Here is a 19,876-nt window from a genome sequence, read left to right as displayed (position 1 = left end):
TGATGATATGGGGGTGATTTGTTTGCTTCCCATCGCTTTCCAAAGTTCATCTCTATGGCCGAAATCCAGTTCGATAACGTCGATTCGATACTCACTTGTTTTGACGAACTCAACGACCCGCGTTCCCACGTTAATCGACTCCATATCTTCGGCGATCTACTCGTCATTTGTATCATGGCGGTCATTGCAGGAGCCGATGGACCGCAAGCAATCGGCATCTGGGCGGACACTAATCAAGCATGGTTGAAAAAGCATCTCAAACTCCCCAACGGTATTCCGTCTCACGATACCTTGGGACGCTTGCTTGCAGCCCTCAAGCCACTCGCATTTCAGAACTGTTTCCAGGCATGGATTCAAAAGGTTGCACCGTTGGAGGAAGATGCCGCTATGAATCAGATCGCGATTGACGGTAAGGCTCTCCGACGCAGCCACGATCGGTCAAAAGGACTGGGGCCTTTGTGGTTGGTTAGCGCCTGGGCAGTCGATCGCTCGATCAGCCTTGGGCAACTCGCCACGGAAGAGAAATCTAACGAAATCACTGCGATTCCTGAACTTCTGGACAATATTGAAATCAAGGGGGCGGTGGTCACGATCGACGCTGCAGGGTGTCAGCGAGAGATTGCTAAGAAGATCATTGATGGCGAAGGCGACTTTGTTCTTGCGCTCAAGGGCAACCAGGGAAAGCTGCATGACTCGGTACGGGACTATGTCACCAAGCATATGGAAAATGACTTCGCGGACATCAAGGTACGCCGCTACGCTGAGACTCTCAAAGGACACGGTCGTGTGGATGAAATCACCTACTACCATATGCGGGCTCCGAAGGAACTTGCGAACTTCGACAAATGGTCAGGATTACGTACGATAGGTGTCGCTATCCGGCAAAGTGAGAGTGGCTCAAAGTCCTCAACCGAGGTTCGATTCTTCATCGCTTCGATTGCACCGGGAGTAAAGAAGTTTGCTCGCTACGTACGCGGTCACTGGGCGATCGAGAACACGCTTCATTGGTGCCTCGATGTGACATTCCGCGAGGATGAAAATCGAGTCCGCGAGCGAAACACTGCGAACAATATGGCGTGGCTGAAACGCTTCGGTCTGAGCATGCTGAAGCAGCAAGACGACAAGTACAGCGTTGCGATGAGGCGACGAGTCGCTGGTTGGAACCTGGACTATCTCGCTAAAGTACTGGGAATTCCCGTGCTATAGTGTGCGTTTGCCGTGGATCGCAAACGCAATCGACGTCATCGTACAGACGCGAGCGGAAGCCACGGTTTGAATCTCAAAACAACTCCCGTTCCATTCACCCCCGTCGCCTTTTCCGTACTCGTCATCTTTTCCGCACTTGCTCGCGACGTGCTCTGGAGAGGCGATTGAGGATTTTTTTGCTTGCGTCGAGCGATGTGAATCGAGACAATAGATCTCACCTGAGCTCTTCGTTGTGGACCGCAGTTGAGGGATTGTTGATACTCACTCAATCGTGTAACACACGGAGAATCTCGGTTTCTCCATGATCATTTTATGGAAGTCAAACTAGCGTTCGCTTGTTTGAGAATTAGTACATTCGTATGACCCCGTCTATTCTCGCTACCTACGGCACCGGCCCCAATAATGACCAAGGGACAAGCAGCTCGCGAACTGGCCAATGCGATTTGCAGCTTGCTGGACGATGATGTTCAACTGCAGGGTTTATTTACGCAGGTATCTACGCTGTAGCGACGCCCCCGGCAGTCTTGATGATCTCCGCGATGATGTCGATGCGGCGGTCTCAGAATTGCTAGACAACGAGATGCTTGATGGCGAACGACGCAAACTGTTCCTCACACCGCTCGGTCGCGTGTGTGCCGGATCATTGCTTTCCTATACTTCATGCGGTCGAATCATCAAATGCCTTCGCAAAATCGGTCGGCAATGCACGCTCACCGAACTCATGGCCATCGTTCAGTGCGTTGAGATCTGCGACAGCAGTTATACGCCGTATCAAAAAAATGGCAATGCGGAAGCGAAATGGATGTCAGATGTCCGAGCATCCTTCACTCCAGAAGTCTTCAATGCGCTAAGCGTCGGTGCGTCGTTCGATCTCGCCCTTCACAAGAGATGCAAGCGTGCGCGCTTGCTGTTGCGTTGCCCGCCGATTGCAAGTCCTTGAGGATTTGCTCGTAGACGTCGCCGAACAGGTGCCGGTCTTTGCTGTTGTTGAAGTCGATCTCGTTGATCTTGTTGACGACCTGCCGCATCAACGTGCCGTTCTTCATGTACTGGTTGGCGTCGTCGAAGGATGACCGCCCCCCGTCGCCGTCTACTGAACAAGTCAACGCGGCATCGCTATTGGGTGCCGGCGTACGGTTGCGGTGACGCCAAAACGCGTTCCCCGGCTACTCGCGTGCTTGTTGAAGCGAAGCCGGTCGGGTCGAAGATGTTTTCGAGCCACCAAACTCCCACCGGAGCGAGTCGCAGACACTATGCTATGGGCTGGACGCGACCGTCCCCTTTACCGAAATATTTCAAAACCCCGAGAGATTGAAAGACATGCGAAGATCCATTGCATCCTTGATTTTACTGTTGACCACCGCCATCACGCTCACGGCCGCTGACAGCAACGACTTTGTCGATTTGTTCAACGGAGAGAATCTCGAGGGTTGGACACAGCGAAACGGAACGGCGACCTACCGCATCGAAAATAATGAGATCGTTGGCAAAACCGCTGAGGGAAGCCCGAACTCGTTCATCTGCACGGACAAGCACTATGGCGATTTCGAGATGACCTTCGAGGTGAAGCTCGATCCAGGCTTGAACTCGGGTGTCCAAATTCGTTCTCAAACCGCTGGCGATGACCCCAAAGGTCGTGTCAACGGTCCACAGGTCGAAATTTCTTACGACAAGATGGCTGGCTACATCTATGGCGAAGCCGCCGGTGGTTGGATGACCCCGGACAACGAACGCAAGCCGACCGACCTGTTCAAGAACGATCAATGGAACACGTACCGCGTGGTGGCGAAAGGCAACAAGATTCAAACCTGGATCAACGGGACCCAAGTCTCGGATCTTACACACGCCGAACGTTTCGCCTCTCACCCCGAAGGGTTCATTGGCTTGCAAGTCCACGGCATCGCGAAAGGAACCGGCCCCTACGAAGTTCGTTGGCGAAATCTAAAGCTGCGTGAACTGGAATAGGCACCTCGGAGAGCCATTCTTCCGAACCACTCGTTGAACCGTATTACCAACGGGTCGAGATTTCCCGGCTAAGGATAACAGGAACAACAAGTGACGGGTTTACCGTAGTGGATCTTGTTAAGACGCAACCGACATTAGGTAGCTTTGCTGCGGGCGACTTTTTTTGGTGGTGCAAAAGTTTTTAGCCGGGGGTCTCTGGAGGCCCTGGTTTGACTGTCGAGGAGTCGCAGGCTCTACATGAACCGTCGTCCTAGTCGCCTATTGCCCCTGTTTTTCCTAGTTAATGGCCAATTGGAGCGAATTCTTTCGCTGGCGGCGCATTGCCACCGCTCGAAGCAGATTCCAACCGGCCAGCTTCAGTAGGATCGAAAGCTTCACCGCATTGTGGCCGCGAACGCGGAGCCGACCCAAGCCCATCATTCGCTTGAGGCAACCGTTGGTCCCTTCGATACCCGACCGCCAACGGTACCTATCGCGGAACTCGTCGCTCTGCTCGTGGCGACGACGCGCGTCGGCTCGAACCGCACTGCCGGTAAATTGAATGCGGCCGGTCGGCTGCTCGGTGTCCCGATTGCGTTGAACGCGGCAGTGTGCAAGCAGCGGGCAGTGCTGGCACTTCTCGGGATCCATCTGTGCGAAAGTGTAGTCGCCTTTGGCGTTGTAGTTGGTCGACTCGGGAGCGTGACCAGCCGGGCAAGACTCCAGTTCACCGGCGCAGTTGAGCTTGAATTGGTCGTAGCCGATTTCATCAGCATCGTACTTCTTCGAGCCTGGCACCGGAGCGACCAATTCGACGCCTTCTTGCTTAGCCGACTCGACGTTGGCGTCGCCACCGTAAGCGGTATCAGCCAGCAGTTCGTCTGGCATGGCGTCCCGCTTTTTCAAGTCCTCCAACACCGGCGAGACCGCATCGGCGTCGTTGTCCGCAGCGGTTTCGACTTTGGCCGAAGTAATCAAGTTCGGCTCGCCGTCTTCGTTGAACGTCTCGGCGATTTGAACCTGGTATCCGGCTCCTTTGTGACCGCTGTAGGTCGCGTCGGGATCCGACGGATTGACGATCACATGGCCGCCGGTTTTCTTGCGAACTTCGACGAATTCTTCCCGAAGTTCGCACTGCTGGTTAAAGATCGTTTGCAGTTGTTTGAAGGAGTCCCAGTCGCAGATCGGCTTGGTTTCGGTTAATTCATTGAGGATTAAGCAGAGGTCTTCGGCGGCTTGCTGCAACGCAATTTTCCGCTGTTCGGTAGTGCGTGCGTCGCCAAAGATTCGGCTGTCGGATTGCTTGCGGTAGCGGGCCAAAAGCTCGTCGTCAAATCGGTCGATCAGCCTAGCCGAACCAGACTGAGCGTCGTGCTTTTCGACTTTCTTGAAGAACCGCCGCAGGGCCACGCCGATCATTTGGGCGCGTCCCAGGGTAGCCATGTCGCTGAGCACATGGGTGGAATCGAGACGCTGCTTTTTGACTTTGACTTCCATGCTTTGCAGCAGGGTGTCGGTAACGCCTGCGAAGATCTCCTCACTGATCTTCTCGTTGCTTTGCATTCGAGCGATGTAGCGTTCAATGGTTCGCTGAGTGACTTCGGTGCTTGGCTCCAAGTTCAGTGCGTACTGGATGTCGGTTCGGAACAGCAGTGCTTCGTGGGCCTGGGGGACAGTCCAACCTTGAAAGTCACGGATCCAAAGGAGCGCGATGATCGCGTGCAACTCAAAGGTTGGTCGTCCTTGATCGTCACTGAGATGCTCACCGACGAGGCCGATGGGCATCTGCTCCAAGAGCACGTCGCGAAGGAGGCCCTGCCATCCGTTGTCAATCATCTTTCGCCCCATGGGGCCGATGACGCCCTCGAACGGGTCGAAAAGTCTTTGCTGCGTAGGTAGTTCGATGGTTTTCACTGACTAACCGACCACTCGAAGAAAAAAGCTAAATCCATACAGCAAAAGGTAACGCATCTCGCCCACGAAAGAAGCCGGTAGCATGAGACTTTTGTCGGGCGCGTCTGTTAAAGATCCTGTTCTGGATGGATCTTTAACAAGATCCACTACGCCAGTTATTGATCCCGCGTTCCTAAACGCGCGGCGTTGCGCACTGTCTCAACCGATTCATGCGCAGACGCCCGCTTTGTTTTGCCGACCAACTTTGTTTCGCCCCGCCCCCCCGAATTTGGATCCCCGACATTGAAATCCTGCGTATTTTCTTTGCTGACACTTGTTGCCGTGGCGTGTACTCATGCGGAGTCACCGACGTTTGCACCCGTCCGAGCCGAACTCGTTCGCCCACGAGACGGCTTGGGCAACGTCTTGCAAAAACTGCATGAAGGCAAAACGGTTCGCATCGCTTATCTCGGTGGATCGATTACCGCCGCCAACGGATGGCGTGTGAAGTCACGAGCATGGTTCAGCGAAGAGTTTCCGGAGGCCGAGGTATCGGAGATTCACGCGGCGATCGGCGGGACGGGTAGCGATCTCGGTGTCTACCGAGTCGAACGTGATGCATTGCAGTACCAGCCTGATCTGTTGTTCGTCGAGTTCGCCGTCAACGATGGCGGGGCACAGCCGGAGCAAATTTGGAAGGCCATGGAGGGGATCGTACGACAGACTTGGGCCGCCAATGGACGCACCGATATCTGTTTCGTCTACACCTTTAGGGTTGGCTACGAGGATGACCTACGAACGGGGTTCAACCCACGGGCGGCTTCGGCAATGGAGATGCTGGCGGATCACTACGGAATCCCTTCCATCAATTTCGCGAAAGAAATTGTTGAATTGGAGACGGCAGGAAATCTGATCTTCCAATCGGCCGAACCGACCGAGAAGGATGTCGTGCGATTCTCCTCCGATGGTGTTCACCCGCTCGATGATGGACATCAGATCTACACCGAACTCGTTGCTGAAGCCGTGAGCGAGATGGCCAAGTCGTCGATCCCGATCGACCACCAATCGAAGCTAGCGGATTCGTTTGTTGAGGATCATTGGGAAGCAGCCAAGATGGTGCCAATCTCCCCCAGCATGTTGTCGCCGGAGTGGAAAGCATTGCCACCAGACGCCACGCTGGCAAAGAGATTTGGCAATCGCTTGGGGACGATTTGGGAGGCCACGCAGCCAGGCAGCAAATTAACGTTCCAGTTCCAAGGCTCCGGTGCAAGACTATACGACCTCGTGGGCCCCGACGGCGGGCAAGTCATCATCACTGTCGATGGGGAACGCAAAGAAGTGCCCGTGCCGCGGTTCGACAGTTACTGCACCTACCATCGCATCGCGACGCTGCGGGTCGCAGGCGGATTGGACCCCAATGAAGTCCATACCGTGACCGTCGAAGTCGATTCCGAACAACCCGATCGGCAGGGCGTCGCGTCGCGTCTGAAAGACCCGGACGTTGAGCTGAAGTCACCGAAGTACCAGGGCACCAACCTCTGGGTCGGACAGATCATGGTGCTTTCACACGATCCGCCGCAGAGCGGAAGCTCGAGATAGTCATCTCAAACCAACCAGAACGACAGACGTCTACCGCTGAGTTCACGTCGAACGCGGCCGACTCGATTGCCGAACAAGAATATTCGTTCCAAGCCGCGTCGAACGCATCTCTGCGGCATGCCGAGTCCAGTGGGTGAGCCAAGCGTGGTTTCGACGCGTGGCACCAAAACACGCGTGCGCGGCCCCAAAAAGCGCCAGACGCGTTCCAAACCCGTCGCCAGAGCAAGCGGACCGAATCACAGGAGTCCACCCGTCCCGCGACGGCGCGATCCGGTTATGCAGCTCAGGTAAGCCATTTGTATTGCATCCAAAATGCGATCCATCTCCTGCCCATTTGCTCGGAATATGTCATTGGGATTGCATAGATGCGTTGGAACGGTCCGAAAACTACCCCTGCAGAGACAGAACTGCAACGGCCCACCCCCCTCAAAGGGACGCACTTGGGGGCTATTCGGGGCAATTTCGTTGAATCCGTCATTTCTGCATTAAAATGAATCCCCACTAAATGGACTTAGCTATGAAGCGAAATATCGTAATGTGTGTGTTGGCGTTGATGCTCGGCTCGACTTGCCAGGCTGACGAACATCCCTTCTACATCGGTGTCTCCGGCGGATTATCGTTGCTGCAGGACGTGGAAGACGACGGTGCCGGGGCCGACTTCGATGCCGGTGGCGCATTCAATACGTTCCTGGGCTGGCGAGAAGGTTCCGGGCGAATTGAATTCGAATACAGCAAGCTGAACAACAGTTTGGACACGGCCGGAGGTGTCCCTGCTGAAAGCGGCAATGTCGACCTGAATGCTTACATGATGAGCGGTTATTTGGACCTGCCCATCACCCACGCAATTTCGGTCTACGGTGGTGGCGGACTCGGGGTGGCTCAAGTCCATGCAAACAGCCTGGGCGTCTTCGGTGACGTCGCCCAAGCCACTAGCGATTTGGGATTGGCGTACCAGGCACGCGTCGGAGCAACCTACTCGTTCACTGAGCGAGCAGAACTGTTCAGCGGCTATCGCTTCCTTGGCAGCGAATCGCTAACGGTTGCGTCCAGCAATTTGCCCAGCACGACATTCAGCGATCAGTTCTACAATCACTCGATCGAGTTCGGTCTGCGATTCAAGTTCTAATCGATCGCTCTGCCATCGAAGCCTCATCACACCTCTGTTCGACCTGCCATCTCGCAAGCGATTCCGGGCAAGGTGTGATGAGCGAGTGGCATGCAAAATGCGGCCCGTGCCAATGAATTTGAAGATTCAAATGATGGGCACAGAGACCATCTCGCATGGGCTGCGTGTCTACCGGGCGATGACCCCTACCGGGCAATCACCCTCGAGCGATGACCCTACCGAGCGATGACAGCGATGGTGGCCGCGTGGAGCGGCACCCACGCAGTCCAAGTAAAAACGTTTCGCTCGGATGCGTATGCAGAACTCTGCGACGCAAATTCTCCAGTGGTTCTGTCGCCCCCAGCTTCGAAGTGTTCCGACTGCTGATCATGCGATCAGGTTCGAGCTCGCTTCGCCTGACAGTTTCACCGCTTAGAAAGAGCGGAAAATATGTGCCCGAACGCTCCGCGGTCGGAATGATCGACCGCGGAGCGTTCGACCACAATCAAAGTAATTTGTTGCTCGTTCCTTACCCGACCGGGTGGCCCCACCTGTCCGACTGAATCACACGCTCCCCTTCGGCTGTCCCGTTCCAAACGGGGTTGGGTGACAAGCCCTCGATCGTGTTTCGGCGATCTTCTTCGCTACTGAACTCCAGCGGTCGTTTCGATTGCAGTTCGTTGAGGGTGCAGGTTCGATGGCTCTCCATGAACTGCGTCAAACCATCGAGCATGGTACGGATAACGGACGGGCCATCGCGGTACACCGCTGAGACGACCATCGCCACATCCGCACCTGCCAGCAGCGTTTTGATCACGTCCTCGGGTCGACCGATGCCGCCGCTACCGGCCAACGGCATGGCGGGACAATGACCGTAAACACTCATTATCGCTCGCAGGCTCGGAGAGAGCACACCGGGCGGAGACATTCCCCATCGGCATTTGAGTTTGAGACTATCCAAGGCAATGTCGATCTCTGGATCACGTGCGTATAAGACCAAACCTTGCACGCCTGAGACCAATCGTCGCGCCAAATGACTGACGGCGGTGTACTCGCGGTGCAATTTCAAAAACAGAGGCACCGAAATTGACGCCCGAATCGTCTTGACCAACTCCACGACCTGATCCTCCAACTCACGCGGATCGTTGTACTCATTATCGGGTCGATGATGCACATTCAATTCGATCGCGTTCGCTCCGGTTTCTTGCAGCTCGCCGGCGAAATCGAGCCAATCGCCATCGGTGCCACCATGCAGGCTGGCGATGACAGGAATGTTGGACTGCACACTCGCTCGGTTGAGTATCGAAAGATACATTTCAACGTTGGGGACCAATGCTTCGCGGGTCATGTCCGTCATGCGATCGAGCAGGCGTTGTTCGCGCCGCGTCGTCACCCCACCATTGCGAATCCGCCACGCAATGACATGTTCTTCGAACAGAGAGGGCAGCACGATCGCTCCCGCACCAGCACTCTCCAACGCGATACGAGTCTGGGTGTTCGCGGTCAGCGGGCAGGAGCCGACAATGATCGGTGAGCGGAGTTTTAAGCCGCCAAAATCGGTGGACAAGTCAAATGACACGAGGTTCACTCCGTTGATGAGATGGTATAGCGATTGCAACGAAGATCATGCAAAACCGATGCCAAGAGTGCCTCGTCCCAGGCGAACAGACTGATCAGCGGCGCGATCCACCACAACCAACACCCTCACAACGCTCACTCGAGTTGACACCGACAACGTGGCACGACGGTTCAGGGGGGCACCTCAACCTGTCGTCGGGCGGGCGGATTGATCGCGATTCGAGTCAAACACCGCCCACCGGCACGGTCATTGCACCAACAATTCGTCAGTGTGGCGAGGCTCACTCATCAACGCCGAGCACGGTTACGCGATTGCCCTCGAGAATCCTGCAAGTCTCCGGGTTGGTCGTCGACGAGAACGGTATGGGCGGAGGAAGCTGTGTGCAACGACGAAAAGCCCGAAGGGTCTGCCGAAGCGGACCGATCGAGCTAGTCGTGGGAGGGTTGTCGTCAATCCAGGCGCGTACCCGGCGACAACCACTCAAGCCTCCGCCCCTACACGGAAAAACCAATTGTATGTTTAGCGAGTGCTAGGGAGCACGTCGGTCTCAGCGTGGGATCGCCATCTTTCGTACGGGCTGCGGTGCGTATTCGCCAGCAGCGGGACTTTGATAGGCCGCAGGAGCGACCGCGTTGACGGGACCGCTTGGTTTGACATGACGAGCCGTTTGCCAGGCTCCCTCAGCGGGTGCCGACGAGGTGGTATCAAGCACGCTTGGCTGCACCGATGCGGGTGTCGGTTGATTCAGCGATGGAGCCGGCGTGGGGATACTCGGCGACTGGGGTGCGAGCAGTTCGGCGGGGCTCTCGCCCAACTCCGACAACGGCTTGTCGTTGACCTCAATCGAACTGCGGTAGGGATTCAAGTCGATTCCCATCGGATCGTTCCTATCGGCTCCGTTGAGCATCATCGCATCAGGAGGCAAAGTCTGACCCTCGGTCATGGTGCCGCTGCCGATGATTTGGGATGCCGAAGCGGCGTCTCGCAGCGGTCCAGTGCGGACGACACTCGGCCGGCTCACACCGTAGACGAGTTCGTGACCAGCACTTCGTTCGCGAGCCCGTTCGAGGGCGTCCCAATAGGCTTTCTTGTTCCAAGGACCTTCTCGCAGCATGATGTTGCTGTTAGCCAACATGGTGCCTTTGAGATAATCGATATAGTTGAGTGATTTGTTGTACTCGCCCAGGGATCGATAGTACTCAATCTGAGCCTGAGCCTTGCGTTGTTGACTCTGCAGCACCACGTTGACGGGGCTTCGGCCGTTACGGTCGTTCTTGAAGTCCGCCAGGCGAGCTTCTACTTCTTGTTCGGCGGCCTGCCAACGTTGAGCATTGGTTTGGATGAGTTGGTAGTGCGTGGCGGCTTTGGCTTCGGCGTCGGACAACCGGCTGACGAGCAAACGCTCCTTCTCTTGCAAGTTCGCCTTTTCGCGGACCAGACGCAGTTTCGCACCGCGAATCCGGGTCAGTTCACGACGAGCACCGATGGCCGGAGGAGTGATTTCCAGTCGCACGACACCTTCCTGATAGTTGCCACCCGTCAGGCTGGACAACGCACTGCTGCCGGCGGCGGGGAAGTCGACATCGGATCCCGATGGCGGGCCGAGGGTGTCGCCCACGCCGACATAACGATAGAGCAATGACAGATTGACATCCGGCAGGATTTGATTCTTCGCAGAAATCAATTCGAGCTCTTGTTGCTTAATGCGAGTCTTGGTTTGACGCAGTTCCGGCGACAGGTACAGAGCCTGAGCGACCGATTCGTTCCAGTCATATTCCACTCGGGCGCTGGTGGGTTCGTCGATGGGACGAATCAAGCGACCGTCGGTCGGCGAGATACCGAGCAACTCACGCAGATGACGTTCGGCTCCATAGACGCCTTGGCGATCCGCTCCGGGCAGGTTCGAGCCACCGATCGAGGATTCGAGCAGGCCCCGAAACTGATAGTATTGCTCGACCGATTGGGCGAGTTCTTGCCGCGTGCCGGTACCGTTTTCCAGGTTCAAGCGAGCGTATTGGGCCGTTGCGATGGCACTGTTACGCCCGATGATTGCGGTCGAAACGTTGCGGTAGGAGACGTACAGGTCCCAGTAAGCAACCTCAACGTCGCGGACGAGGTTCCGGACCTGAACTTCGTACTGGGTAATCGAAACGTCCTCGTTCAAGCTGGCGAGCACGACAGGGATACGGTTGATCAGCGTGCCACGGTTCCGCATCAGGGGCTGTTGCACCTGAGCTTCCATCGTGACGGTGTAATCGCTGTGGACTTGGCGTGAGGCTGAGTTGATCGGCCCCAAAGGTAGATTGTTTCGGCCGTAGATGAGTTGGTTTCGAACAGTCGCCACGCCACCGGTAGCGAAGCGTTTGCTGATCGCACCCTGTGCGGTCGCGTCGTCGGACTGGAAGTCGGCACGCGATACGATACTGTTGCCCGAGTTACGTGGGCGGTCGGTGTTGCCGTAGTTGAGGAATCCACTCGCTTGAGCATCAAACTCGGACAACGCGTCTTCGACGCCGCCGATTTGGTTGGCACGAAGCACGCCCCGTGGCAGGATACGATTGCCGTTTGCGTCGACAGTCAACGGAACCGATTGGGTCGTGGACTGCGTGATCGCAACATCGTAAACGCTGCCGAACTGGTCCGCCGTGCCGCTGATGAATTGGTCAGCAACATTCTGACGATTCTCCAGGATTCCGCTGGTAGTCACGAAGAACTTGGCGTTGCCCAGTGCGATCGAAACAGCTTCTTCGATCCCCAGGTTCCAGAATTCATAATCGTGATTATTGATCGACAGCGGACGCAGTGTTTGCGTCGTATCGGGTAGACTCTCGACATCCACATCGGGATATTCAATCTGCGTCGCCGCCTGAAGGTAATACTTCAGATCCGGCGATTCGTTTAGAAAGAATGGTTGAGTGGGTGCACAACCGCAGGCGAACAAGAGCGAGAGCCCGAGTTGCAGATAAGCAGTGTAGCGGTATAGCAGCGAGCGATTCATGCCCTGGACTTCCCTGGATCGGCGGTCACCGGCAAATCCATGAATCGCGACTGCCACAAAGCAGTCGTGTCATGCATTCCCGTATACCGTTGAATTGGAAAGCCCCCCTACAAAGTTCTCACGCCGTACGCTCCACCGAGCGACATGAGAACTTTGCCCAAGAATGCTATCGACCAGGGCGGCTGGTAACCTTTGACGATTCTGACGAATTTAACGATAAAAATGAAAACTCCGACAAACACAGCCTGAGCGATTGATGAGCAAGCGACGAAACCGAGGTAAAACCCACTCAACGCGTCAAAATCCGCCCCGTGAAACAGCCGCGCGTGAAACAGGGGCTGAGCAGCCAGGGGCTGAGGAGCCAGGGGCCGAGCAGCCAGTCGACGCGCGGCCAGAAACATCGTCGGCGAGTCGGTCGGCTCAGGCGGAGCCCGCCGACGCCGGCACGACGGCTGAACCGATGCCTGGCAAACGCATCACCGAGCGACTCGCGATGGGCTCCCCCAGCGGCGGCAAACCAGCGTTTTTCCCGCAATTGCCGTCCCTTTCGCGGATCATGTCGGTCGTCATGCTGGTGATTGGCATTCTCGCCATTGGGGTGCTGTTCTATCAGGTCATGGTCGGGTTCTTCATCCCTCTGTTCATGGCGGCACTGTTGGTAGTGATCTTTCGCCCTGTTTACATGTGGATCCTGCAGAAAACGAACCAGCGCAGGCGGTTGTCCGCTGGCCTGACGACGGCGTTGGTGCTCTTTATCGTGCTGCTGCCGCTCGGGATGCTTGTCTCGATCGCGACGACGCAGTTCACCGTACTGCTGTCGCGAATGAACGGCAGCGCGTCGGTGGCTCGAGATCGAGTGCGTGACCAACTCGGTTTGAGTCTCCCCCACGCAGAATACTTTCGCGCACTCGACCGGATCACCGACTCCATGGGTGTCGGGAGTATCCCCAGGTACAATGCGACCGTCGAAACCGCCTCGAGTCATCGCGGCGACTTAACCGCCAAGGCCAAAGAACTCGACCAGGCTGCCGCGATCGTGGCCTACCTCCAGGCGGATGTGGCTGGCCCGGAATCGGCCGTCGAGGCGGCCGACAATGCAGTCAACAATATCAAAAGCTTTGCCGCTGCCCTCCGCGAGACGGCCGAACAGGAAACCGATGCGGACTCGATCGAACAGGCCAACCCGCTGTTGCGGCTAAATGTCTCGGAACAGTTTGAACAAGACGCAGTCCACGCCGCGGCATCGATCCGAGCCTGGATGCACCTCAAACTCGGCGGGGCGATGTTGAGTCAAGTGAAGCTATTGGCCAACCCCGACGAGGCGGACTTCACTCGCTTGATTCGCGGCGCACGAGACTCGCTACAGCCTCGATTCGTGAAACTGACCAGTGCCACCGGCAGCATGCTCGCCAAGATTCTTTTCGGCATGGCGATCCTCGTGATTTCGGTCTATTTTTTCCTGATCGATGGCCCCGCGATGACGACGACGCTGATGCGTCTGTCGCCCTTGGATGACGCCTACGAGCGTCAACTATTGATGCAGTTCGATCGGACCAGCCGAGCGGTGGTCCTTGCGAGCGTCGCGAGCGCGGTCGTGCAAGGAATCTTGTCCACGATTGGGTTTTGGCTGTGCGGGTTCGACCAAATCATCCTACTCTTGTTTTTAACAAGTTTGATGGCGTTGGTCCCTTTTCTCGGTGCCGCGTCGGTGTGGGTCCCCTGCGTGCTTTGGCTCGGGTTCGTCGAACAACGCTGGCTCGCCGCCGGTTTGTTGGCCCTCTGGGGCACGGCGGTCGTCTCGTCGATCGACAACGTGATCAAGGTCTACGTGCTGCAAGGGCGGAGCCAACTGCATCCGCTCTTCGCGCTGCTCAGTGTGATCGGGGGTGTCTCAGTGTTCGGCCCGATCGGGATACTCGTCGGCCCCATGGTGGTGGTGTTCCTGCAAACGCTGCTGGAAATCCTCAACCATGAAATCCAAGACACCTGAGCCGCCCTTCTTTTAGAGCGGCGATCGCGGACCAGTCATCGACGTCAAATTGTGCGCGAACGCTCCGCGGTCATGATGGTCGATTCTGATCCCCCGAGTGTTCAGACGCATCGATTCACCGCTCCCTCGTTTTCACTCAACCAACGAATACAACCCGCCACCATCGCGGCGGAGCTTCCCCTGCTCGGCCAGCAATCGCCAGACGCCGATCGGGTATTGGTCGGGTGGTCGGATCGCTGCGACGCCGGATTTGTTGCCCGAGGACATCGGGCCGTAGCCGAGTCGGGACTCGTCGTCCAATCGTGTCAATTTCAGACGTTTGCGAAACGCTTTCATCGCTAAACGCAGCTCTTCCTTGGAGAATTCAGGTTCAGCAGGGATGTCGGGAGTTTCGTTGGAATCAGACATGGCGGTGTGGGGATAAATGATGCAGATTGAACAGAGCGGACGCCACGATCGATCGTGGGCGTCGTTTGAGTATAGACAATCGCCGCTGAGTGGGGAGCCGAGTCGGGTGGTTTCACCAACCGCCGACCGCGATTCGCCCACTGCTATTCGCTAGGATGCTCGCAATCCTCCCCTGCGTCCGGCACGGGGAATCTCAGCTGGCATCACACCACCAACTTCAACGTCCCCCGGCCCCCGCACAGGTCACAGACGGCATCGTCACGTTCAAATTGTTGCTGGCACCGTGGGCAGTACGTCACCGAATATTCGTCTTCGGCCGCCGGTGGCGCCAAACAATCCTCGAACCGGATCTCACGGGCGGCGAGAAACTCGGTGATCCGTTGCTGCAGGGCAGCTCGACAATCGTTCACAATGCTGGTGCCGCGTTCACCGTCGGGGCATTCCGGAGCGATTGGGTAAACAAGATCTCGAACCGCTTGCTCGGCGAACTCTCGCAGGCGACCGGGCGAGTCGATCGCGGCCGAGACGGCGAGTGGATGGTACAACGAACTCGCCAACAGCTCGCGAGCGAGGTAGTCAATCGCACGCAGCGGCACCGCGGGGGACAATAGCGAGCACGCGATCAGTTTGAATCGGCCGCTGCGGTCCCCGCGATACATGCGTCGATGTGCGCGCCCTACGAGGCCGACGGTAATCCACCACAACGCAAATAGAATCACGAGGTAAGCCGCTGTGGTTTGCTCGTCCACTCGTAGTGGCACGACGCCGTAGTACAGCAACAATCCAACGGGTCCCAGCCATGCAAACAGCAAACACGCCACACGCCCCATGGCGGGAGTCAGCGACCGCAAACAATCCAAACGCTGCGAAATCGCATCGGTGTCCAACAGGCTGCGGTAAAACTGATCGATCTGACCAGCTCGTTCGCTTTCCGACGCGTTGGCGATTTGCCTGAGCACGCCTGCAAAATGTTTCGCCATCACGGTGCTCCCCATCCTGCAGAGGACATGCTCGCCACTGACCACATCGCGTTCGCGGCAGTAGCAGTCCGTCAACTGCGTCCATGTGAATACGTCTCCCGATCGCATCGGTCGATCGCTGGTCATGGGCGACATCGGCACAAATGCCGCGACCCCGCGTGTTGACATCGAGACGGGCAATTCGTGGCACAGCAGCGTCATGTCCCAAGGCAGCCACCCGCCGATGACGAGCGTCCCCTGGTCATTGCCGGTCAAACGGGCTGCGGGACGTCGATTTTGAAAAGAACCATGGCGTGACACGAACGCGGACACACCGCTGCGCACCCACACGAGTGTTTCCAATGCATACAGGACGGCCAAGACGATGAAAATCCATTCCACGTCCGAAAGTGACGGCATCAACAGCGGCCCCTACCGAACTGTTTCATTGGTGTTCCCACCACGGAACAGTTTCCCAAAAAACGATCCCAGTGCGCCGAAGAAAAGAACGATCCCCAGGATGACCGCTTTGCCGCCCTTGGCCAACAGCAAGCCGAGCTTAGCGAGCAACCCGGTCTTCGAGGCAGCGACCAATGCTCCGCCGCCCACCAAACCCGCCAACCCGTACGCTGCGACTTTATCGCCCTGTTTCCACTCGGCGTACTGATTGCCCGAAGTGAACTGATACCCTTCGAGGATGCCGTTCACGGCGGGCAGGGCGGTCGCATACGTTTCGGGATCGCCAATCAGTGTCGCTTCCATCACGCCGCGCCGACCGAGCATTCGGATGTCGTAGTTCACGGAATTGCCACTGGGGAACTCGAGCTTCAAAGCCCAGGTGAGATTGTTGGTTTTGGGATCATAGAATGGAGGCTTCGTCCAGCTCATCGCGGTCATTTCCTCCAAACCCATCGACCTCCGCTGCTCGTTACCGGCAGGAATGGCTGCTTGAAAATCGCTCATCAAACCTTCTGAATCGAGCGAATCACGATCGGAATCGTCGACGTAACCAATGTCATCGAATTGGAACACGAGCGTCCAATCCTCGTCGTCAGAGTTGGGGATCATGGCCCCGAGCATGTTCGGGTTGCGGGGGTTGCCGTAAAGTTCCAACAGCTCCTGGGCCCCTTCTGCACCGGTGAAGGAATAGCCTTCGGGGACCTGGATCTCCGCAACGTCACCAATCTTGCCCAGGCTGGGTCCTTCCTGCCACTCAATCGCAGCAAATCGCTGCATCAAAGCCATTTGTTCCTGAGAAATGCCAGCCGGCGTCTCGGATTCCTGTGCCGCGGTCGTGACGGCGAAAAAGGAAAGGAAAAGCAGCGTGACAGCACTGCGGATGCCGGTCAATTCGATGGAACGGGACATCGATGGGGCCCTGAAAAGAAGTGGAAGACTGTGATGTGGAGAGAACGACACCATCGCAAAAATCGGCCGCGGACGAAAATTTAACGCAATCATCCAGCGATGTAAAGAAAAAACACCGTAGTGATTGCGTGGCGCAGAAATTGCGTCCAGAGACATCTCGTTGAACCGCGTGCCATGACCCGTTGAGAAACGAATACTGATCCGCCGTGTGCGGGCCCGTCGATCCGCCGAGTGCGGGACGCAGAATGCGGGCGCCGAATGCGGGCGACCCCAGGGCGATGCCCAAGCGGTTTTACGAAGACTCTAATGCTCGCGAACTGAATGCTTCTCCGAACAAGTTGAATCGATGGGATTTTTGAAACAAACCTTTGCTGAATTCTCGAAAAATAATTGCACCACGTTGGCGGCGGCCTTGGCTTACTACACCGCCTTTGCATTGCCGCCGCTGCTGTACCTGCTGCTCACGATCCTGACACTCGGGATGTCGGTGATGTACAACAGCAATGAAGCTGAAACAAAGGCGCGCAACATATTGACTGGCAAAGCGGCCGAGATGCTCGGCAACCAAGCCGCCACCGAGCAAATCTCCACCATTTTGGAGAACGACAAGAAGTCGAGTGGCAAGTGGTGGAAGACGCTGTTGAGTTTCGCCGGCATCGTCGTGGGTGCCACCGGCGTCGTGGCGGCTCTTCAGGCTTCGCTCAACCAAGTGTGGGAAGTTCAAGCAGACCCTGAGCGTGCGAGTTGGAAAAATCTGCTTGGCAAACGGTTGCTGTCATTCGGGATGATTCTCGGACTCGGTTTCTTGCTGCTCGTCTCGTTGGTCGTCTCCTCCGTGCTGGCGGCGCTGGGCGATCAGGTCGGCAGCTTGATCGGGCTATCCGAAGCATTTGCCTCAGGGATCAACATGCTTGCGCAAACTCTCGTTGTATTCGCCATATTTGCCTCGATCTTCAAATTCATGCCCGACGCGATCGTGGATTGGAAGGATGTGATGGTCGGCGCGTTGATCACGACGACCCTGTTTCTAGTCGGCCGATACGGGCTGCACTTGTATTTCTCGGTCAGCTCGCCGGGCGCTCAACTCGGCGCTGCCGCTGCATCGCTTGCCGTGCTACTGGTGTGGGTGTATTACACGGCCATGATCGTGTTGTTGGGTGCCGAAGCGACGCAGGTGTATGCGGTTCGCTATGGCGCGGGCATCCGGCCTGAACGTCATGCAGTGCGGGTGGTCAAAGAGATCCAACGCGACGCGACCGCAAAATCGCGAACTCCCTGAGACGTTGATTGAAGATATTGACGTGCTACGTCACGTCGGCGGCCGTTGCCTAAGTTGCCGTCCCGTCCTGTTCGCTGCCGTAGGGGCGAGTGCTGATCACACCCTCGCTGGGGCTACTCGCCGTGCCGTAGAGTCGACGCGGAATGCGGCCGGCCAGTGCTGCGTGCCGGCCTGCGATCACCCCATGTTTCATCGCCGCGGCCATCCGGACCGGATCGCGAGCGTGAGCGATGGCGGTGTTCAATAGCACGCCGTCGGCCCCGAGCTCCATCGCGATGGCCACGTCGCTAGCGGTCCCCACGCCCGCATCGATGATCACTGGATAATCGGGATCGTCTTGCTTGAGATACTCCAGAATGATTTGTAGGTTGCCGGGATTCAAAATTCCCTGGCCGCTGCCGATCGGGCTCCCCGCCGGCATCACACTGGCCGCGCCCACGTTTTTGAGTCGCTGGGCTGTGACGGGGCAATCACTCGTGTAGCAGAGTACGGAGAAACCATCGGCGACGAGTTTTTCGCAGGCCAGCACCGTTTCGCTAGGGTCGGGCAGCAACGTCTTGGAATCTCCCAGGACTTCGAGCTTGACCCAGTCCTGGCCAGGATTTTCGAGTGTCTTGAGGATTTCGCGACCGAGTCGGGCGGCCCGAATGGCGTCCGCGGCGGTGTAACAGCCCGCTGTGTTGGGCAGCAGCGTGTAGCGAGACGGATCGAGGAAATCCAGGATGTTCTGGCCCGTTTTGTCGTAGAGCCGCTCCCGCCTCACCGCCACGGTCACACACTGCGTGCCCGACGCAACCAGCGAATCACGCATTTGAGCCATCGAATCATAGCGTCCCGTCCCGACAATCAGACGACTATCGAGAACATGTTTACCAATCCGGAGCGGGGCATCGCTGGCGAAGGGCTCAGAATCGTGGACGTTGGCGTCGGAAGGAGTGGTGGCAGAGGACATCGGGTAGCCTGGGAAAGCAAGTGATTTCCCATATCCTAACTCTCCACACGAGCCCCGGGGAGGGATCTTGATCGGGCTGTCAGCATAATCAACCACGATCCCCCCATGAGCCGAAGTGCCGTAAGGCACCGGGTAAATCCAACGCCCCCATGAGCCGAAGTGCCGTAAGGCACCGGGTAAATCCAACGCCCCCATGAGCCGAAGTGCCGTAAGGCACCGGGTAAATCCAACGCCCCCATGAGCCGAAGTGCCGTAAGGCACCGGGTAAATCCAACGCCCCCATGAGCCGAAGTGCCGTAAGGCACCGGGTAAATCCAACGCCCCATGAGCCGAAGTGCCGTAAGGCACCGGGTAAATCCAACGCCCCATGAGCCGAAGTGCCGTAAGGCACCGGGTAAATCCAACGCCCCATGAGCCGAAGTGCCGTAAGGCACCGGGTAAATCCAACGCCCCATGAGCCAAAGTGCCGTAAGGCACCGGGTAAATCCAACGCCCCATGAGCCGAAGTGCCGTAAGGCACCGGGTAGCGAAGCCGCCCCCCCGGCCGCGCCCCGGTTCACGGAATCGAAGGCTCGTCAGCAAGGTTCTCGAACCTG

Annotated in this window: 14 protein-coding genes; 6 read left to right on the top strand and 8 right to left on the bottom strand. The window is 57.0% G+C overall.

What is annotated here, in order from left to right:
• Positions 1-54: 54 nt before the first annotated feature.
• Positions 55-1,206, top strand: a complete 1,152-nt coding sequence (locus SH410x_RS17740) for an ISAs1 family transposase (protein ID WP_473669442.1) — start codon at positions 55-57, stop codon at positions 1,204-1,206.
• A gap of 839 nt (positions 1,207-2,045) precedes the next feature.
• Here the strand turns inward: SH410x_RS17740 and SH410x_RS17735 are convergent.
• Positions 2,046-2,312, bottom strand: a complete 267-nt coding sequence (locus tag SH410x_RS17735) for a hypothetical protein (protein ID WP_473669440.1) — start codon at positions 2,310-2,312, stop codon at positions 2,046-2,048.
• Between the two features lie 214 nt (positions 2,313-2,526).
• On the opposite strand from SH410x_RS17735, the gene SH410x_RS17730 reads away from it, so the two are divergent.
• Positions 2,527-3,171, top strand: coding sequence for a 3-keto-disaccharide hydrolase (locus tag SH410x_RS17730; protein ID WP_473669438.1), 645 nt, complete (start codon positions 2,527-2,529; stop codon positions 3,169-3,171).
• A gap of 276 nt (positions 3,172-3,447) precedes the next feature.
• Here the strand turns inward: SH410x_RS17730 and SH410x_RS17725 are convergent, their stop codons facing one another.
• Entirely contained in the window at positions 3,448-5,064 is a 1,617-nt protein-coding gene (locus SH410x_RS17725) for a transposase (RefSeq protein ID WP_473669436.1), read from the bottom strand.
• Between the two features lie 303 nt (positions 5,065-5,367).
• Here SH410x_RS17725 and SH410x_RS17720 point away from each other — a divergent pair, with 303 nt between their 5' ends.
• Both SH410x_RS17720 and SH410x_RS17715 read left to right on the top strand, forming a co-directional pair.
• Positions 5,368-6,642, top strand: a complete 1,275-nt coding sequence (locus tag SH410x_RS17720; protein ID WP_473669434.1) for an SGNH/GDSL hydrolase family protein — start codon at positions 5,368-5,370, stop codon at positions 6,640-6,642.
• Positions 6,643-7,159: 517 nt separating this feature from the next.
• Complete coding sequence (locus SH410x_RS17715; protein WP_473669432.1) at positions 7,160-7,768, top strand: outer membrane protein; 609 nt, start codon at positions 7,160-7,162, stop codon at positions 7,766-7,768.
• 508 nt (positions 7,769-8,276) lie between these two features.
• Here the strand turns inward: SH410x_RS17715 and SH410x_RS17710 are convergent.
• Entirely contained in the window at positions 8,277-9,326 is a 1,050-nt protein-coding gene (locus SH410x_RS17710) for a beta/alpha barrel domain-containing protein (protein WP_473669430.1), read from the bottom strand.
• Positions 9,327-9,873: 547 nt separating this feature from the next.
• On the bottom strand, positions 9,874-12,324 hold the full coding sequence (locus SH410x_RS17705) for a TolC family protein (RefSeq protein ID WP_473669428.1): 2,451 nt from the start codon (positions 12,322-12,324) through the stop codon (positions 9,874-9,876).
• 256 nt (positions 12,325-12,580) lie between these two features.
• Here SH410x_RS17705 and SH410x_RS17700 point away from each other — a divergent pair, with 256 nt between their 5' ends.
• Positions 12,581-14,314, top strand: coding sequence for an AI-2E family transporter (locus tag SH410x_RS17700; protein WP_473669426.1), 1,734 nt, complete (start codon positions 12,581-12,583; stop codon positions 14,312-14,314).
• Positions 14,315-14,446: 132 nt separating this feature from the next.
• On the opposite strand, the gene SH410x_RS17695 is transcribed toward SH410x_RS17700, so the two are convergent.
• From SH410x_RS17695 to SH410x_RS17685, 3 genes are all read right to left on the bottom strand, one after another.
• Entirely contained in the window at positions 14,447-14,722 is a 276-nt protein-coding gene (locus SH410x_RS17695; protein WP_473669425.1) for a hypothetical protein, read from the bottom strand.
• A 203-nt stretch (positions 14,723-14,925) separates the two neighbouring features.
• Positions 14,926-16,101, bottom strand: a complete 1,176-nt coding sequence (locus SH410x_RS17690; protein ID WP_473669423.1) for a hypothetical protein — start codon at positions 16,099-16,101, stop codon at positions 14,926-14,928.
• A gap of 12 nt (positions 16,102-16,113) precedes the next feature.
• Positions 16,114-17,049 carry a DUF2167 domain-containing protein gene (locus tag SH410x_RS17685; protein ID WP_473669421.1) on the bottom strand — a complete coding sequence of 312 codons (936 nt, stop codon included), beginning with the start codon at positions 17,047-17,049 and terminating at the stop codon, positions 16,114-16,116.
• A gap of 346 nt (positions 17,050-17,395) precedes the next feature.
• Between SH410x_RS17685 and SH410x_RS17680 the strand changes: the two genes are divergently transcribed.
• Complete coding sequence (locus SH410x_RS17680; RefSeq protein ID WP_473669420.1) at positions 17,396-18,328, top strand: YihY/virulence factor BrkB family protein; 933 nt, start codon at positions 17,396-17,398, stop codon at positions 18,326-18,328.
• A gap of 49 nt (positions 18,329-18,377) precedes the next feature.
• On the opposite strand, the gene SH410x_RS17675 is transcribed toward SH410x_RS17680, so the two are convergent.
• On the bottom strand, positions 18,378-19,280 hold the full coding sequence (locus SH410x_RS17675) for a thiazole synthase (RefSeq protein WP_473669418.1): 903 nt from the start codon (positions 19,278-19,280) through the stop codon (positions 18,378-18,380).
• Positions 19,281-19,876: the final 596 nt, after the last annotated feature.

Source organism: Rhodopirellula sp. SH410 (assembly GCF_055811895.1).
The sequence above is the reverse complement of the archived record's forward strand: the minus strand, read 5'-3'. Positions and strand labels throughout refer to the sequence as shown.

Excerpts from the sequence above, each read along its gene's own strand:
- SH410x_RS17740 (WP_473669442.1), top strand. The coding sequence starts at position 55 with ATGGCCGAAATCCAGTTCGATAACGTCGATTCGATACTCACTTGTTTT.
- SH410x_RS17730 (WP_473669438.1), top strand. The coding sequence starts at position 2,527 with ATGCGAAGATCCATTGCATCCTTGATTTTACTGTTGACCACCGCCATC.
- SH410x_RS17715 (WP_473669432.1), top strand. The coding sequence starts at position 7,160 with ATGAAGCGAAATATCGTAATGTGTGTGTTGGCGTTGATGCTCGGCTCG.
- SH410x_RS17705 (WP_473669428.1), bottom strand. The coding sequence starts at position 12,324 with ATGAATCGCTCGCTGCTATACCGCTACACTGCTTATCTGCAACTCGGG.
- SH410x_RS17700 (WP_473669426.1), top strand. The coding sequence starts at position 12,581 with ATGAGCAAGCGACGAAACCGAGGTAAAACCCACTCAACGCGTCAAAAT.
- SH410x_RS17695 (WP_473669425.1), bottom strand. The coding sequence starts at position 14,722 with ATGTCTGATTCCAACGAAACTCCCGACATCCCTGCTGAACCTGAATTC.
- SH410x_RS17690 (WP_473669423.1), bottom strand. The coding sequence starts at position 16,101 with ATGCCGTCACTTTCGGACGTGGAATGGATTTTCATCGTCTTGGCCGTC.
- SH410x_RS17685 (WP_473669421.1), bottom strand. The coding sequence starts at position 17,049 with ATGTCCCGTTCCATCGAATTGACCGGCATCCGCAGTGCTGTCACGCTG.
- SH410x_RS17680 (WP_473669420.1), top strand. The coding sequence starts at position 17,396 with ATGGGATTTTTGAAACAAACCTTTGCTGAATTCTCGAAAAATAATTGC.
- SH410x_RS17675 (WP_473669418.1), bottom strand. The coding sequence starts at position 19,280 with ATGTCCTCTGCCACCACTCCTTCCGACGCCAACGTCCACGATTCTGAG.